This window comes from Desulfoprunum sp. (assembly GCF_053613775.1).
Window position 1 is genome coordinate 359038 of sequence record NZ_JBSHXH010000008.1, and the last position, 17045, is coordinate 376082.

General features: G+C 61.3%; 12 protein-coding genes. 5 read left to right on the forward strand and 7 right to left on the reverse strand.

Going from position 1 to position 17045, the window contains the following annotated elements:
• Positions 1 to 28: 28 nt before the first annotated feature.
• From ACWGKN_RS16420 to ACWGKN_RS16435, 4 genes are all read right to left on the reverse strand, one after another.
• Positions 29 to 1729 (reverse strand): nickel-dependent hydrogenase large subunit, encoded by a 1701-nt coding sequence (locus ACWGKN_RS16420; protein ID WP_424255127.1) that lies wholly within the window; start codon positions 1727 to 1729, stop codon positions 29 to 31.
• Between the two features lie 118 nt (positions 1730 to 1847).
• Positions 1848 to 2930 (reverse strand): hydrogenase small subunit, encoded by a 1083-nt coding sequence (locus ACWGKN_RS16425; protein ID WP_035228360.1) that lies wholly within the window; start codon positions 2928 to 2930, stop codon positions 1848 to 1850.
• 420 nt (positions 2931 to 3350) lie between these two features.
• Positions 3351 to 4694: a polya polymerase gene (locus ACWGKN_RS16430; RefSeq protein ID WP_424255125.1), complete on the reverse strand. Its 1344-nt coding sequence runs from the start codon at positions 4692 to 4694 to the stop codon at positions 3351 to 3353.
• A gap of 60 nt (positions 4695 to 4754) precedes the next feature.
• Positions 4755 to 5741, reverse strand: a complete 987-nt coding sequence (locus tag ACWGKN_RS16435; RefSeq protein ID WP_452095650.1) for an NAD(P)H-dependent flavin oxidoreductase — start codon at positions 5739 to 5741, stop codon at positions 4755 to 4757.
• A 264-nt stretch (positions 5742 to 6005) separates the two neighbouring features.
• Between ACWGKN_RS16435 and hisS the strand changes: the two genes are divergently transcribed.
• From hisS to ACWGKN_RS16450, 3 genes are all read left to right on the forward strand, one after another.
• Entirely contained in the window at positions 6006 to 7301 is a 1296-nt protein-coding gene (gene hisS / locus ACWGKN_RS16440) for a histidine--tRNA ligase (RefSeq protein ID WP_452095651.1), read from the forward strand.
• A gap of 44 nt (positions 7302 to 7345) precedes the next feature.
• A complete protein-coding gene (gene aspS / locus ACWGKN_RS16445; protein ID WP_035228354.1) occupies positions 7346 to 9130 on the forward strand; it encodes an aspartate--tRNA ligase in 1785 nt (594 codons plus the stop codon).
• A gap of 72 nt (positions 9131 to 9202) precedes the next feature.
• Complete coding sequence (locus ACWGKN_RS16450; protein WP_052159822.1) at positions 9203 to 9757, forward strand: CDP-alcohol phosphatidyltransferase family protein; 555 nt, start codon at positions 9203 to 9205, stop codon at positions 9755 to 9757.
• A 31-nt stretch (positions 9758 to 9788) separates the two neighbouring features.
• Here ACWGKN_RS16450 and hslO read toward each other — a convergent pair whose 3' ends face one another.
• Positions 9789 to 10673, reverse strand: a complete 885-nt coding sequence (gene hslO, locus ACWGKN_RS16455) for an Hsp33 family molecular chaperone HslO (protein WP_035228352.1) — start codon at positions 10671 to 10673, stop codon at positions 9789 to 9791.
• Between the two features lie 260 nt (positions 10674 to 10933).
• Here hslO and ACWGKN_RS16460 point away from each other — a divergent pair, with 260 nt between their 5' ends.
• Positions 10934 to 11500, forward strand: a complete 567-nt coding sequence (locus tag ACWGKN_RS16460; protein ID WP_035228350.1) for a chalcone isomerase family protein — start codon at positions 10934 to 10936, stop codon at positions 11498 to 11500.
• An 81-nt stretch (positions 11501 to 11581) separates the two neighbouring features.
• Positions 11582 to 12865, forward strand: coding sequence for a DUF401 family protein (locus tag ACWGKN_RS16465; protein ID WP_424255119.1), 1284 nt, complete (start codon positions 11582 to 11584; stop codon positions 12863 to 12865).
• Between the two features lie 70 nt (positions 12866 to 12935).
• Here the strand turns inward: ACWGKN_RS16465 and nhaB are convergent, their stop codons facing one another.
• The gene (nhaB, locus tag ACWGKN_RS16470) at positions 12936 to 14558 is read right to left on the reverse strand and encodes a sodium/proton antiporter NhaB (protein ID WP_035228346.1); all 1623 of its coding nucleotides are present in this window, start codon (positions 14556 to 14558) and stop codon (positions 12936 to 12938) included.
• 312 nt (positions 14559 to 14870) lie between these two features.
• Positions 14871 to 17045, reverse strand: coding sequence for an L-lactate dehydrogenase (quinone) large subunit LdhH (ldhH, locus tag ACWGKN_RS16475; RefSeq protein WP_452095652.1), 2175 nt, complete (start codon positions 17043 to 17045; stop codon positions 14871 to 14873).

Sequence of the window (17045 nt, forward strand, 5' to 3'; positions counted from 1 at the left end):
AAGAAAGATTGCGGATCCGAGTCGTCAATTACAGAGCCTTGACCTTCATCACTTCCTTTCCTTCCGGATCCAGCATGTGGACAGCGCAGGCAATGCATGGATCGAACGAATGGATGGTGCGCAGCACCTCGAGCGGCCGTTCGGGATCGGCGATGGGATTATCCATCAGCGAGGCCTCGTACGGTCCGAGCTGACCTTCGGCATCGCGGGGACCGGCGTTCCAGGTCGAGGGGACGACGCACTGGTAGTTCTTGATCTTGCCGTCCTGGATGACGATCCAGTGCGACAGGATGCCGCGCGGCGCCTCGTGGTAGCCGACGCCCTTCTGCTCGCCCTTGGGGAATACCGGCGGATTGAAGATCTCGAGGTCGCCCTTGCCGATGTTATCGACCAGCAGTCCCCAGTGTTTCAGCGCCAGGTCCGCCATCATCCCGGCCCGCACCGCCCGGGCGGCGTGACGGCCGATGGTGGAGTGGAGGACCTCGGGGCCGACGTTGACGCCGGCGACCGTGCTGACGAGTGCCAGCAGGGAATCGACGGATTTGACGGTCATTTCGTGGCCCTGCGCGTAGCCGACGAGCATCTGGGCCAGGGGGCCGACCTGCATCGGCTTGCCCTGGAAGCGTGGCGCCTTGAGCCAGGTGTAACGGCCCTCGTCCTGGAAGTCGGTATATTTCGGATCGGTGTCCTCCTCCCATGGATGTTTGGCCCAGTCACCGTTATACCATGCCCGGGCGATCGATTCCTGGACGTTCTCCTTGAAATAGCTGTCATTGAGGCCGACGATCGGCTTGACCGACTTGAGATCGCCGCCCATGATGGTGCCGCCGGGAAGATCGGATATGGTGGCCTTGGCGTCGAGGAACATATCCGGTGCCGCCATGTAGTTGGTGACGCCGGCGCCGTAGGGCAGCCAGTCCTTGTACAGGGCGCCGACGGCAGCCACGTCGACCATGTAGACGTTCTTGATGAAACCGCCGACCTCTTCGACCAGCCTCTTGATCTGATAGAGGCGGTGCATGTTCAGGGTCGAATCGTTGTCCAGATTGATGGCGGTGGTGACGCCGCCGACGGAGAGGTTCTGGACATGCGGGTTCTTGCCGCCGATGATGGCGAGGGCCTGGGTCGCCTTGCGCTGGTAATCGAGGGCCTCGAGATAATGAGAGACGGCCATCAGGTTGGCCTCGGGGGGCAGGGCCATGGCGGCGTGACCCCAGTAGGCGTTGGCGAAGGGACCGAGCTGGCCGCTGGCGACCAGCGCCTTGACCTTGTCCTTGACGGCGGCAAACCGGTTGGGACTGTTACCGGGCCAATTCGACAGACTGTCGGCCAGGGCCGCGGTCTTGACCGGATCGGCATCGAGGGCCGAGACGACATCGACCCAGTCCAGCGCCGAAAGGGCGTAAAAATGCACGATATGGTCGTGCAGGCAATGGATGGACTGAACGAGGTTGCGGATGAGCTGGGCGTTGAGCGGGATCTCGAGGCCGAGTGCGTTTTCTACCGAACGGACCGAGGCCAGGGCGTGGACGGTGGTGCAGACACCGCAGATTCGTTGGACGAAAAGCCACGCATCACGGGGGTCACGACCTTGCAGGATCGTTTCCAGGCCGCGGAACATCTGGCCGGAAGACCAGGCCTTGGTGACTTTTCCGCCATCAACTTCAACGTCTATCCGTAAGTGACCCTCGATCCTGGTGATAGGATCAATGGTAATTCGCTGAGCCATAAGTGAAACCTCCAATGAAGTATGGAATTACCGTGCCGGCTGTCAAGGGTGGAGAACCGGTCCTGGTATGATTGTATGAAATGTCGACACCTGTCCCGGCTCTACCGGGAGGTTCCGGTCATTCGTTTCCCTTTCCCTTTCCCGTGATCAAGCGCTTGCCGATTCCGATGGCGGCATGGATGCCGATTGCGGCGGCGGTAACTCCGAGGACCTTGGTGCCCACGCTATCAGCGTCGGCAATGATGCCGGTACCGGGGATCTTGACCATCGGCAGCCGGTCATAGAAGGGGGTCATGGTATCCCAGAAATTTGGCTCGGTACATCCGACGCAGCCATGGCCGACGCTGACGGGCCATACATCGACATCGTTGAAGCGGACGGCCGGGCAATTGGAGAAGGTCTCGGGACCCTTGCAGCCGACCTTGTACAGGCAGTAGCCGGCCTTGTGGAATGCATCGCCGAACTGCTCGACGAATCGGCCCTCGTCAAAGTGCGGCCGTCTCTCGCAATGATCATGAATCCTGCGACCGTAGGCGAACAGGGGGCGGTTGAGGCTGTCCATCGCCGGCAGTTTCTTGAAGGTCAGGTAATGGAGGACGGTGCCGAGGAAGGATATCGGGTTCGGCGGGCAGCCCGGGATATTGACGACCGGAACACCGCTGATGAGGTCCATGACGCCGACGGAGCCGGTCGGGTTCGGCCTGGCGGCCTGGACTCCGCCGAAGGTGGCGCAGGTGCCGATGGCGATGATGGCGGCAGCCTTGGGGCCGATCTCGGCCAGGGTGTCCATCGCCGTCTTGCCGCCGACTTTGCAGTAGATGCCGCCGTCCTTGGTCGGAATGCCTCCCTCGACGACCAGAATGAATTTGCCGGCATGCTCGGTGACGGTCTTCTGCAATATCTCCTCTGCCTGGTGGCCTGCCGCCGCCATGATGGTTTCATGGTAATCAAGAGAAATAACATCGAGGATCAGATGAGCCAGGTCAGGATGTGATGCCCGGAGAAGGCTTTCGGTGCATCCTGTGCATTCCTGGAAGTGCAGCCAGATAACCCTGGGGCGTTCTGCGGCGGCGGCTGCATCAACAAGTTTCGGGATCATTGTTTCAGACAATCCCAGTGCGGCTGCAGCCATAGTGCATCCCTTGAGGAAGCCACGCCGATTCAGCTGCGGATCCAGAGTGTTGTTTACCGTGTCTGCCATATCAACCTCCTATTGCTGTAACAACAGTTTTGCGCACCAGGCGCGATGTGTACCGGCACTGAGATGTCGGTATGGAAAAAAATGGGACAAAATCTACCTCAGGCATTTTCATCCGGAAAATGCCGGCATGCAACATGACCTTTTTGCCCTGGAAGACCAAGTAATACAAATGGGTAACGCGCATACTAGAGGGAATCCGTAATAAATGTCAAACAAAATAGAGAGGGTTGACAACGAATGTCAAATGAAATGGGGGAAAAGATGTTAAAAAAAAATGATATATAAATAAGATGAAATCGAATATAATGGCAGGTCTTGTAACGTACTGGATCTAAAGCTAAATATGGAACGAGTTTGCTGCAGATGTTGGAGTGGATTGAGTTGTGCCGATTTCATTAAAGTTGAAGTTGCACAGGTTGCCTATTTTTTGAATCCGAAAATGCCGCCTTTGGTTTTGGAAGAGAAGGCCGGTCGTCCCCGCCGGTACTCCTCGCGCTGGCGGGATGGCTTGACGGATTCTTCATGGATCTCGGCAATGGCAACTTCCTGCCGCTCATCAAGGGAAGGGGCATCAAGCGAAGGGACGCCGAACATCGCTTCCATATAGCAGGAGTGCAAAAGGGCGGCCTTTGGGAAATAGCTTTTGTTCTTTAGCCACTTAGGCCATAATTTGGTGTCTTGGTATTGGAGGAGGACGGCGAGATTGGAAAGGAGCGATGAGGCTTCCTGGCGGAGGGAACGGCGGAGATTCAGCTGTTGACCGATTTCCTGGTCGATATCGTTGCGGATCTTCTTGGCGATTTGATAGAGGGCGGCGCTTGCATGTTGTTGTGAATAGATGCCGTAACGGCAATCAGCCCACGGAATGAGGATGAGGGCGAGGAGAAAGTAATCGGGCAATCGACTGCCTCGTCTTGTCCCCGATTGCTGGTTGAGACGATCGAGCACTATGGTCAGTTTGAGCAGTTGGACCCGGGGATGCAACTCAGCTTCCGGTTGGCGGGAGAAGGCCTTTCTGTACAGGGGAAAGAGGGAAAGAAAAATGCCGGAATCGATGGCGGTTTCAATCCAGGCCGACGTGTAGCCGCTGTAGAGGTCCTTCAGCAGTTCATCCCGGAGCCGCGACGGTGGGCAGTACTGCAGCATCTGGCAATTGTCGCAGATCGCCTTCCAGGTCCGTTCCTCGATGCGGAAATTATTGCGGGCGGAGTGGCGGATCGCCCGGATCATCCGGACGGGATCGCGGTGGATGCGACGTTCCGGATCGCCGATCATGCGGATGATCGCCCGGTCCAGATCCTGGACGCCGTCGACGTAATCGATGATGGTCTGGTCACGGATGTCGAAAAAAAGGCCGTTGATCGTCAGGTCACGGCGTTGCGCATCTTCGGCCACCGTCCCGAACGTATTGTTGGGGGCCAGAATCGCCTCCGGCCCTTCCAGGTCGTGTTCGTCGAGCGACCGCAGGGTCGAGACCTCGATGATCTTGCCATGCGGAAAATAGACCTGGACCAGCCTGAACCTTCTGCCGATGACGGTACTGTTGGGAAAGAGCTTGCGGATCTGGCCCGGTCGGGCATCGGTGCTGATGTCGAAATCCTTGGGCTGCTTGCCAAGGTAGAGGTCGCGGACGCCGCCTCCGACGAGATAGCCGGAAAAACCGGATGCGTTGAGTTTTTTCAGGACATGGAGGGCATCGCGGTCGATCACCTTGAGCGTGATCGGATGCTCCCCCGCCGTTAAAATACGCGGGACGAGATTCACGGGCCTGCTGGTCGGCTGGGTCGGACTGTCAGTGACTGGGGCCATAGGCGTTGGAGTGGATCAGACAGCGGGGCAAAACCCCTTTCCTTCCTTGTAAACCGCCTCCGCCTGTTCGGTGAACTGGCGGAATATCTCGGCGACACTCAGGATGCTCTTCATCTTGTAGGTATTTTCACCGGCAAAGACGAGCCCCTCTTCAATGTTGCCGTATTTCGCCTTCATCAAGCGCTCGTTGATGCAGAAGTGGTGATCGCAGCGTTTGAGACAGAGTTCCGGGCACTTCTTGGTGGTGAAATCCTGGCCGGCATTCATCGCCCTGACAAATGGGGTATTGATTGCCCGGCCGGGCATGCCGACCGGCGAACTGGTGAGGACGATATCTTCTTGCTTGGCGTTGAGATAGGCCTGTTTGAAGGCGTCCGAGACGTCGCATTCCTTGCTGAGGACGAAGCGGGAGGCTATCTGGATTCCATCGGCTTTATATTTATCCATCATCTCCGCCATTTCGTAGCCGTTGGTGATGCCGCCGGCGGCGATCAGGGGAATCTTTTTGACGACTTCGCGGATGGGAGGAAAGATCTCGCGCAGGGGGCGATCGGTGCCGAGATGGCCGCCGGCCTCCTTGGCCTCGACGATCACCGCCGCGGCCCCGAGTTTTTCAGCAAGCTTGGCCAGGGTGGGGGAGGAAACGATCATGACGATCGGAGTATTGTGGGCCTTGCCGATCTTGAAGATGTCGCGGGAGAAGCCGGCTCCGGTGATGATCATGTCGATACCGGCCTCGATCGAACCGATCACCAGATCGTAAAAATTTTTCATTGCGTACATGATGTTGACGGCGATGATCCCATCGGTCGCCTTTTTGGCGGTGCGGATATCTTCCTGCAGTTCCTCGGTGGGGATGCCGGAACCGCCGATGACGCCGATCCCGCCGCATTCGGCAACGGGGATGGCCAGGGAGGAGGTGGACACGCGGACGGACATGCCGCCTTGGATGAGAGGAATTCTGGCGGTGAATTTACCGATGGTAAGGGGGGGTAATTTCATGTACGAAAAGACTCCTGGAAAAGTAATGGGGGACGGAATGAAGCGGATAATGCCCACCTTCCCGACTTTTGTCAAGCACAGTATAGTATGCTGGATGTCTTGCGGTGGTAGCGGAACGAAGGCGGAACTGCAGCCCGCCGGGCCTGGTTTGCCGCTGGACAACCCCGGAGAAGCTTGACAAATCTGCAAAAGTACGTTTAACTTTCTTCTTTTTTATGGTCTTGCGCCACGCATTGTCGGCAGCGATTTTTTGGAGGTGTTGGAGTGAAACTCAAGGCCTTGAATGGCTTTAAGGATATCTTGCCGGGCGAGGTGGAGCTCTGGCAGCATGTCGAGACAACTGCTCGAGGCGTGTTCACCAGATTCGATTTCTCCGAGATTCGGCTGCCGGTGCTTGAATCGACGGAGCTTTTCGCCCGTTCGATCGGCGAGACGACGGATATCGTCGAAAAGGAGATGTACACCTTTGTCGACAAGAAGATCACGATGCGGCCCGAGGCCACGGCCTCGTTGCTCCGGGCCTACATCGAGCACGGTCTCTACGTCCAGCGGCCGGTGCAGCGCCTGTTCACGATCGGGCCGATGTTCCGTCACGAACGGCCGCAGAAGGGTCGTCTCCGCCAGTTTCACCAGATGGACGTCGAGGTGCTGGGATCGCACAGCCCCATGGTCGATGCCGAGCTGATGGCGATGGGGTCGATGCTGCTGCAGGAACTGGGGTTGACCGTCAGCCTCGAGATCAACTCCCTCGGCTGCCCGCAGTGCCGTCCGGGCTTCCGGACCGAACTGCTGAACTTTCTCGCCGAGCGGATGGAGCATCTCTGTGACGACTGCAAGCGGCGGAGCGCCACCAATCCTTTGCGCGTCCTCGACTGCAAGAATTCCGGCTGTCGCCACCAGGTGCTGACCGCGCCGTCGATCCTCGATCATCTCTGCTCCGACTGTGCCGACCATTTCGCCGCGGTCCGGGAGGGCATGGAGCGGCTGCAGGTTCCGTACACACTGAACCGCTTCATGGTGCGGGGGCTCGATTATTACACCCGGACGACGTTCGAGTTCATCACCACCGATCTCGGGGCCCAGGCGGCGGTCGGCGCCGGCGGCCGCTATGACGGCCTGATCGAACAGCTCGGCGGCCCGAAGGACACCCCCGGCATCGGCTTCGCGATGGGGATGGAGCGTCTGGTCCTGCTGCTGCAGCAGAAGCAAGAGGGGCAAGACATAGAAGTCTACACGCCCCAGCTCTTTATCATTGCCCTCGGTCAGGAGGCGATGCAGGCCTGCCACCTGCTGGCCCATGCGTTGCGCTCTCGTGGTCTGCGGGTGGCCATGGACCTGGAAGGGCGAAGCCTGAAAAGCCAGATGAAGCAGGCCGACAAGAGCGGGGCCAATTGGGTGCTGATCGTCGGTGACAACGAACTGCGCGACGGCCAGGGGGTCCTGCGCAACATGCAGACCCAGGACCAGCGGCAGGTGGCGCTGGAGGCCGAGGCGCTGGCGGGCATGGTGCGACTGCCGATGCAATCCGGTATCGCCGACGATCGCTCGATCGACCGATGAAACAATAATCAATAGCCAAACACCAGTACGGGATACGAAACTATATGGAATCAATGGGAAACATGATCAGGACGCATTCCTGCAATGACCTTCGCAAGGCCAATGTCGGCGACGAGGTCGTCCTCATGGGCTGGGTCCTGCGGCGGCGGGATCATGGCGGCGTGATCTTCATCGATTTGCGCGACCGCTGGGGCTTGACCCAGATCGTCTTCAACCCGGAAACCGATCCCGAGGCCCATGCCAAGGCCCATCAGCTGCGGAGCGAATGGGTCCTGGCGGTGCGGGGCAAGGTCGAGGCCCGGCCGGACGATATGGCCAACCCCAAGCTGGCCACCGGTGAGATCGAGGTCATGGTCAACGCGCTGCGCATCCTCAACAGCAGCGAGACCCCGCCGTTCCCGCTCGACGAGGATGTCGACATCTCCGACAACCTTCGCCTCCAGTACCGCTACCTCGACCTGCGGCGACCGGAGATGACCGCCAACATGGTGATGCGCCACAAGGCGGTGCAGGCGATCCGCACCTACCTCAACGATCATGGCTTCCTCGATATCGAGACGCCGATGCTGACCCGCTCCACCCCGGAGGGGGCCCGCGACTACCTGGTGCCGAGCCGGGTCAACGCCGGCAAGTTCTATGCCCTGCCGCAGTCGCCGCAGCTGTTCAAACAGCTGCTGATGATCGCCGGCATGGACCGCTATTACCAGATCGTCAAGTGCTTCCGCGACGAGGACCTGCGCGCCGACCGCCAGCCGGAATTCACCCAGATCGATATGGAGCTGTCCTTCGTCGACGAGGAGCAGGTGATCGCCGTGACCGAGGGGATGATCGCCGCCCTGTTCAAGGAGACCCTCGGTCTCGACCTGACCCCGCCCTTCGCCCGGATGACCTTCGACGAGGCGATGAGCCGCTACGGCACCGACCGTCCCGACACCCGCTTCGCGATGGAGATCGTCGACCTGACCGCGATCGCCGCCACCTGCGGCTTCAAGGTCTTCCGCGAGGTCGCCGACGGCGGCGGCACGGTGCGGGCGATCAACGCCAAGGGCTGCGGCTCCTACTCCCGCAAGGACCTCGACGATCTCACCAGTTTTGCCGTCCAGCTCGGGGCCAAGGGCCTGGCCTGGGTCAAGGTGAAGGCCGGCGGCGAATGGCAGTCGCCGATCGCCAAGTTTTTCACCGACGAAGAACGGGCGGCGATCGCCCGGGAGCTCGACGCGGTCGAGGGCGACCTGTTCTTCTTCGGCGCCGACAGGCCGGCCGCGGTCTGCCAGGTCCTGTCCGAGCTGCGGCTGGAGCTGGCGCGCCGCCTCGGCCTGCTGAAGAAGGATGTGTTCAATTTCACCTGGGTCACCGACTTCCCGCTGGTCGAGTACGACGACAAGGAGAAGCGGTTCCAGGCCCTCCACCATCCCTTCACCGCCCCGCGCGAGGCCGATGTCGAGCGCCTCGAAACCGATCCGGCCTCGGTCTACAGCCGGGCCTACGACCTGGTGCTGAACGGCACCGAGATCGGCGGCGGCTCGATCCGCATCCACCAGCGGCAGATGCAGGCCCGGGTGCTGCAGGTCCTCGGCATCGGCGAGGAGGAGGCCAGGGACAAATTCGGCTTTCTGCTGCGGGCGCTGGAACTGGGGGCGCCGCCCCACGGCGGCCTGGCCTTCGGTCTCGACCGGCTGATGATGATCATCACCGGCAGCGACTCGATCCGCAGCGTCATCGCCTTCCCCAAGACCCAGAAGGCCACCTGCCCGTTGACCGAGGCCCCGGCCCCGGTCAGCCGCAAGCAGCTGACCGAACTCTATCTCCGTCCCGACTGGAAGGAATAGGAACAGCGGCGAAGAGGGGGGATCTCGAATGCAGCGGGTGATGGGCGACAACATTCAACGGTCTGTCTCGGTATGTTGAACTGGAAGCGCATCATCCCCAATGCGGTGACCGCCGCCCGCTTCGGTTTCTCCCTGATCTTTCCCTTCGCCGGCGAGGCCTGGTGGCTGCCGCTGATCCTGGTCTCGGCGGTCAGCGATTTTGTCGACGGCTGGCTCGCCCGGCGTTGGCGGACCACGACCTGGCAGGGCGGGATCTTCGACGCCGTCGCCGACAAGGCTTTCACCATCACGGTCTTTTCCACCTTCGCCCTCTCGGCCAGATTCCCGTGGTGGTGGCTGCCGCTGCTGCTCCAGCGGGAGATCGTCGTCGCCTTGGTCGCCCTCTATCTCGCCGCCCGGCGCCACTGGTCGACCTTCAGGGAGATGCCGTCGCGGCCGGCCGGGAAGGTGGCCACCGCCGGCCAGTTCCTGCTGGCGCTCGCGGTGCCGGTCGCGCCTGAACTCTCCTCCTATTTTCTTGTTCTGGTCGTGCTCCTTGGTTCCGTGGCGGCCGGCGACTACTGGCTCGTCTTCCGCCGGGGGCTGCGACAGCGGAAGGCAACGGCGGTGGAGAGGATCTGCCGCTGACCACCGTCCAGGTTGGGAAGCCGGTCCGGGATCAGTGCAACTGCGACCCAGACGCCAGCAACCGTTGGAGGTCCAGGCGGCTGAAGCGGTAGGTGTCGCGACAGAATTCACACTGCACCTCCGTTTCTTCCTTCGTCCCCACCATCTGAGTCAGCTCTTCACGGCCGAGCGACAACACGGCCTGTTCCATCTTTTCCCGACTGCAGCTGCAGGCGTAGATCAGAGGGGTGCGGGCCGTCAGATGATAGGGGATATCGGCCAACAGCAGGGCAACGAAGGCCTCCGGCGCGGTTCCCTGGCGGAGCAGTTCAGTGATTGACGATATGCCGTTCACCCTCTCCTCCATCGCGGCGATCAGCCGCTCGTCGGCCGGCGGCAGCGACTGGACGAGGAAGCCGCCGGCAGCGGCGATACCGCCGTCCGGTTCGAGGTGGACGCCGAGCCCGACGGCGGAAGGGACCTGCTCCGACTCGCTCAGGTAAAAGGCGATATCTTGGGCGATCTCACTGGTAAAGAGCTGGACCGTGCCCTCGTATGTGTGGTTCATGCCGATGTCCTTGGTCACGGTCAGGAAGCCGGCCCGACCGAGACCGGCAGCGACATCGATCCTCCCCTGCCTGAGCGGGACCTCGGCCTGCGGCGCCGTCACGTATCCCCGCACCCACCCGGCACGTCCGGCCTCGGTGATAATCTTGCCGAGCGGGCCGTTGCCCTCGAATCGCAGCCTCACGCTCTGCTCGTCCTTGAGCAGGGCGGCCAGCAGCACGGCGCCGGTCAAGGCCCGGCCAAGGGCGGCGGCGGCGGTCGGGCCGACGTCATGGCGGCGGCAGGCCGTGGCGACAAGTTGGGTGGTATCGCAGGCGAAAACGAAGAACTGGCCGGAATCGGTGATGGCCCGTTGCAGATAATCGGTCATGGCTGTCGTTGATGGCGGAGGTTGAAGTTGCGGCCGGTATCCAGTCATGATCACACTATAGCACAGACGGGATCGGAGGCGGAGGGGCAAATGGCGGCAGGAGCGCGGGCCGGGCAGGGCCGAACCGTCGTCACAAAGGTTGCCGGGACTCAGTAAAACGTTTGCCATCTCCTTGTCTTCATTGGTATAAGGAGGGAACCGGGAAGCGTGGAGGCCGGGAAATCGATTTCCCCATCAACTGTATTGAGGAGGTAAAAGCAATGCGTATTGTCCTGATGACCTGCTGTATCCTGATGCTCGCCCTGCCGGCCAAGGCCCTGGAAATTGCCGGGGTCGCCATCCCCGAAACGATCACCAGCGACGATGGAACGGCCATGGTGCTGAACGGCGCCGGCATCCGCTCCAAATTCTTCGTCGATGTCTACATCGCCCAGCTCTATCTCGAAAAGGCCGCCGCCACGACCAAAGACGTGCTTGCCGCCGATGCCCGCAAGCGGATGGTCATGCACTTTCTCCACGACAAGGTGGAAAAGGCAAAACTGGTCGAGGCATGGAACGACGGCTTCAGGAACAACACCCCGGCGGATCGGCTGGCCGCCCTGCAGCAGCGCATCGACCAGTTCAACGCGATGTTCGCCGACGCCGGGAAGGGTGATGTCATCGTCCTCGACTATATCCCAAGCCAGGGGACGAAGGTGACCATCGCCGGGACGGAGAAGGGGGCGATCCCCGGCAAGGACTTCAACGATGCAATGCTGCTGATCTGGCTCGGCGACAAGCCGGTGACCAAGGATCTGCGGGCGAAACTGCTGGCAGCGGGGAAATAACGCTCCGGGCAATCAATGCGGTGAAAGGTCGCTCCGCCGGCGGAATCTGTCACCGGTGACGCGCAGGAGGAGATACTGCAGATGGACTGGCTACCCGCGGCTCTGCCGTTTTTCAAGGTTTTCGGGGCATTCGCCCTGATGCTGGTCGGTATCCGCAACCGGCTCGGTCTGGCGCTGTCGATCCTGCTGGGGGGGACGGTGATGGGGCTGCTGTTCGGGCTCGACCTGGCGCGGGTGCTGCAGGTCAGCGCAATGGCGGCGACCCGGCCGCAGTTTCTCTTCCTGGCGGCCATCGTCGGCCTGATCCTGATCCTCGCCGATGCCCAGGAGCGTTCCGGCCAGTCCCGCCGCCTGATGGCGGCGGTCTCCGGCTATCTCACGGCGCCCCGTCTCCGGCTGATCTTTTTCCCGGCCCTGATCGGTCTGTTGCCGATGCCCGGCGGCGCCGTCTTTTCCGCCCCGATGGTCAGGACCGTGAGCGAGGGGATGCCGATGTCGGAAGAGGACCGGGCGGTGATCAACTACTGGTTCCGCCATGTCTGGGAGCTGGCCTGGCCCCTCTATCCCGGCGTCATCCTTACCGTGTCGTTGGCTGGAATCCCGATCACGACCTTTATCGCCTGTACCTGGCCCGGCATCCTGGCGATGCTCGGCCTGGGCTGGTTCTTTTTTCTCCGTTCCGTTCCCGACGCCGCCGTTGGGTGCGGCCCGGCGGCATCGGGTCAAGCAGCACCGGTGCGGACGGTCCTGTGGGAAGGCCTGCCGCTGATGGTGGCGATCATCGGCGCGGTGGGCCTCGAAACCCTGATCGGCAGGACGATGCCCGACGTATCGTTCGAGTGGGGAGTGATCATCGCCCTGCTCCTGGCCATTGCCGCCATCGTCCTGCAGAACCGGCTGCCTCTCTCCTTTCTGGTCGAGGTCCTGCGCAAGAAGAGTCTCAGGAGCATGCTGCTGGTGGTGGTGGCGATCTTCATGTTCAAGGACATCATGCAGGCGGCGGCGGTGGTCAAGGCGATGGCCGACACGTCCAGCGGCGCCCTGGCCCTCTTTGCCGCCGCCTTTTTCCTGCCGTTTCTGGTGGGGATGATTGCCGGCATCAACGTCGCCTTCGTCGGCGCCACCTTCCCGCTGCTCCTCGGCCTGCTGACCAGCCTCGGCCTGCAGGACAAGACCGTCGCCTATCTGGTGCTGGCTTCCTTCGCCGGCTTCACCGGGGTGATGGTCTCCCCGATCCACATCTGTTTTATCCTCAATTGCGAGTACTTCGGCGTTGACCTGGCCCGCGCCTGGCGGCGGCTGGTTGCGCCCTGTCTGCTCTTTGCCGCCAGCGGCGGCCTGCTCTTCTGGTATCTGCAGGCATGAACGGCAATACCGTTTACGGTGTGGTGATTCCTGCGGGAGTTGCCAGGCCGAAGCTGGCCGCAATCCTCCCTTACATCAGGAAATAGGTGGCCAGCAGGCCGGTCAGGCTCATGGTGATGGTATAGGGCAGGGCCAGCACCACCATCCGCCCGTAGCTCAGGCGGATAACCGGGGCCAGGGCCGAGGTCAGCAGGAAGAGAAAGGCCGCCTGACCATTCGGGGTGGCGACGCTGGGGATATTGGTGCCGGTGTTGATCGCCACCGCCAGTTTGTCGAACTGGTCCATCACGGTCCTGGCCTGGTCGGCGGCAGCCCGGGGCAGGGAGGCATAAACGTCGGCACGAAGCGTGCCGGAGGCAGTCAATTTGTCCATCAGTTCCGCTCCCGTCATACCGATATCGGGGATGTGACCGAGGACCTGGGTGATATGGGTCTTGGTTTCCGAGATATAGACCGTGGCGACAAAGACATTGTCGGAGATCATCGACAGCACGCCGTTGGCGATATAATAGGCGGCCAGTTGGGTATTGCCTTTGAGGCTGATGACATAGTTGATCACCGGGGCGAACAGGTGCTGGTCATGAATGACGGCGACGATGGCGAAAAAGACCACCAGCAGGGCAGTGAACGGCAGCGCTTCATGGAAGGCCTGACCCAGGTTATGCTCTTCGACGACGCCGTTCAGGGAGGTCAGCAGGACGATGACCGACAGGCCGATGATGCCCACTGCGGCCAGATGAAAGGCCAGGGCGAGGATCAGCCAGATTCCCGCCAGGGCCTGGATGACCAGCCTGGCCTTCCCCTGTTTGCCGCGTTTTGCCTCCATCTGGATCTCGGTTTCCAGCAGGTGAGAGCGGATATTGCCCGGCATTTCGAACCCATAACCGAATAGCTTGAATTTCTCAACGAGGATGCAGGTCGTCAGGCCGATGGCCAGGACCGGCATCGACACCGGCGCCACCTTGACAAAAAAGGTGCCGAACTGCCAGCCCATTTCACTGGCGATGAGCAGGTTCTGGGGCTCTCCGACCAGCGTACAGACGCCGCCGAGGGCGGTGCCCACCGCCCCGTGCATCATCAGATTTCTGAGAAATCCTCGGAATTGTTGCAGTTCCTGGCGCTGAATCTCCTTGAAATGGGTGTCGCAGCAGAGATCATGGGCGCAGAGCAGATCCATCCCCGAAGCAAAGCGATGGTAGACATTGTAGAAGGCGTAAGCCACTGCAATGATCACGGCGGTTACCGTCAGGGCGTCGAGGAAGGCCGAGAGAAAGGCCCCGAGAAAGGAGAAAATGAGGGAGATGGCAATCTTCGACCGTACCCGGACGAGGACGCGGGTGAAGGTGAACTGCAGGAAATCCTTCATGAAGTAAATCCCGGCGACCATGAAGATCAGCAGCAGGATGACCTCGAAATTTTTCAGGGCCTCATGATAGACCGTCTCAGGACTGGTCATGCCGATAACCACGGCCTGCAGGGCCAGGAGACCGCCCGCCGGCAGCGGGTAGCATTTCAGGGCCATGGCCAGGGTGAAGATAAATTCGCCGATGAGTATCCAGCCGGTGATGAAGGGACCGACGGTTTTGAGGAGAATGGGATTGATGATGAGGAAGACGACGATGGCAAGTTTGTACCATGTCGGGGCGTTACCGAGAAAATTACGGGCGAAGGCCTGGGGCAATGTGGCTGTCATGAGGTGTCCTTTCGTCGAGATGTCCGGAATAATGTGATCGAGCTCATGGCAAGAGCTGTCGGTGGTGCGATGGCGGAATTGAACCGGGAGCACGGCCCTGCGTCTCAGGCAGGTAGTGGCAGATGTACCACAGAGATCAGTGACGCTCAACGATTTCCGGACAACTTGGAACGTTTTGGGCTCGGGATGGGACGGACTGAGAGATGTGTCCGCAGGAGATAAAACGTAAAGAAACGTAATGGAACACGACTGTTCGCGATAGGAGGGTCTCCCCCGACAACGCCGTGATGCGGCCGGGGGAGTGATTCGGTCTTAGAGAGTCGTTTTCTTCCTGGCGGCCAGGGCCTCGGCGGTGTGCTGGACGACGATGTCCGAGCCGCGTTTCTTCAGGCCGCCGCGCAACTGCATGATGCAGCCGGGGCAGTCGGTGAGCAGCAGTCCGGCCCCGGTGGCCTCGACATGGTCGAGCTTCTTGCGCAGCAGTTCGGCCGACAGTTCGGGGAACTTGGCCGAGAAGGTGCCGCCGAAGCCGCAGCAGACCTCCGATTCGTCGGCCTCGCGGTAATCGAGACCGGCGTCGCGCAGCAGGGCGCGGGGGGCATCGTGGACCCCGAGGCCGCGGCAGAGGTGGCAGGGGGCGTGGAAGGTCGCCGCCTTGCCGTCGCCGGCGAAATCCGCGGCCTTGAGGCCGAGGACATCGTGGGCGAACGACGAGAAGTCAATCACCTTGGCGGCAAAGGCCCTGGCCTTGGCCTGCATCCCGGGATCGTCACCGAGCAGGACCGGGTAATTGTGCTTGAGGTGCGAGGCGCAGGAGGCGCAGAGGGTGACGACGTAGTCGACATTCTCGCGTTCGAAGGCCCGGATATTCTGGATGGCAACTTCCCTGGAGGTCTTGGCCTCGCCCATCATCTGCAGGGGCAGTCCGCAGCAGGACTGGGCCATCGGGAAGGACATGGCCACCCGGTAATCGGCAAACAGCCGGTAAGCGGCCTCCATCTGTTCGGGATAGACGAAATCCTGGACACAGCCGGAAAACAGGGCGGCCTTCACCCGGGACACCGGTCCCTGCCGTTGTGCCGTCTCCTGCTGCAGACCCGGGAAGCGGTCGCGGAAGGGCTGGTCGGCCACTGCCGGCAGGGCCTTGAAATCGTGGTCCTTGAAGAACATCATCGGCAGATGGCGCATGAAGCCGTCGTCGCCGGCGACCGGCCGCTGGGCCCATTTGGCGGTGCGCAGCAGGGTGTGGAACAGCTTGCGGTTTTTCATGACCTGACCGAGCAGCAGACTGGGCAGCGGATGGCCCTGCTGGTCCTGGATCCGGACGTGGATCTGCTTGATCAGCCGCGGCAGGTCGATGCCGCCGGCGCAGATATCCTTGCAGGCCTCGCAGTTGATGCAGTTCTGCACCAGGTTCTTGGCCTTGTCCGGGCCGTGGAAGAAATAGGTGAGGATCAGGCCGATGGCGCCGATGTAGATATGGCCCATCTTATGACCGCCGACCAGACGGTAGACCGGGCAGACATTGGCGCAGGCGCCGCAGCGGACGCAGCGGAAGACCTGGGAAAAGAGCGGGTCCCTGGCCATCTCCAGCCGGCCGTTGTCGAGGATGACGAAGTGGATCTCCTTTTTCCGGTCGCTGGCCGCGGCGCACTCGTTGGCGCCGGTGATCCAGGTGACGTAGGAGGTGATATGCTGACCGGTGGCGTTGCGCGGCAGGACCTTGAGGATCCTGAGGGCATCAGTGAGGCTCGGCACCAGTTTGTCGATGCCCAGCAGGGCGACATGGACCCGCGGCAGGGTGGTGACCAGCCGGGCGTTGCCCTCATTGGTGACCAGGCCGATGGTGCCGGTCTCGGCAATCGCGAAATTGGCGCCGGTGACGCCCATGTCGGCCTCGGCGAACTTGCTGCGCAGTTCCCGCCTTGCGACCTTGACCAGTTTTTCGATATCCGGTTCCTGGTGGGCCCCGGTGACGTCGGAAAAGAGGTCGCCTATCTGATAGCGGGAGAGATGGATCGCCGGCATGACCATGTGCGATGGTCCTTCATGGCGGAGCTGGATGATCCACTCGCCGAGATCGGTCTCGGTCACTTCGAGCCCATGGTCTTCGAGGGTATGGTTGAGCAGCGTCTCCTCGGCGGTCATCGACTTCGACTTGACGATTTTTTTCGAGCCGGTCTCTTGAGCGATCCCGGCGATGATGGCGTTGGCCTCGTCGGCATCCCTGGCGAAATGGACCTTCACACCTGCGGCCTCGGCGTTTCTGCGGAACTGGTCGTACAACTCCATCAGGCGGGGCAACACGCCGTCCTTGGCGGCGGCGATCTCGGCCACCAGGCCGCCCACATCGATCTCGGCGAAGGCCTTGGCCCGGCCGGCCCGATAGGCCACGGCGAAGGTGTCCAGGGTCTGGCGCAGGAAGGTGTTGTCGAGCGATTCCTGCATTTCCTTGCGGTATTCTTTCAGGTTCTTGGCGTCCTGCAT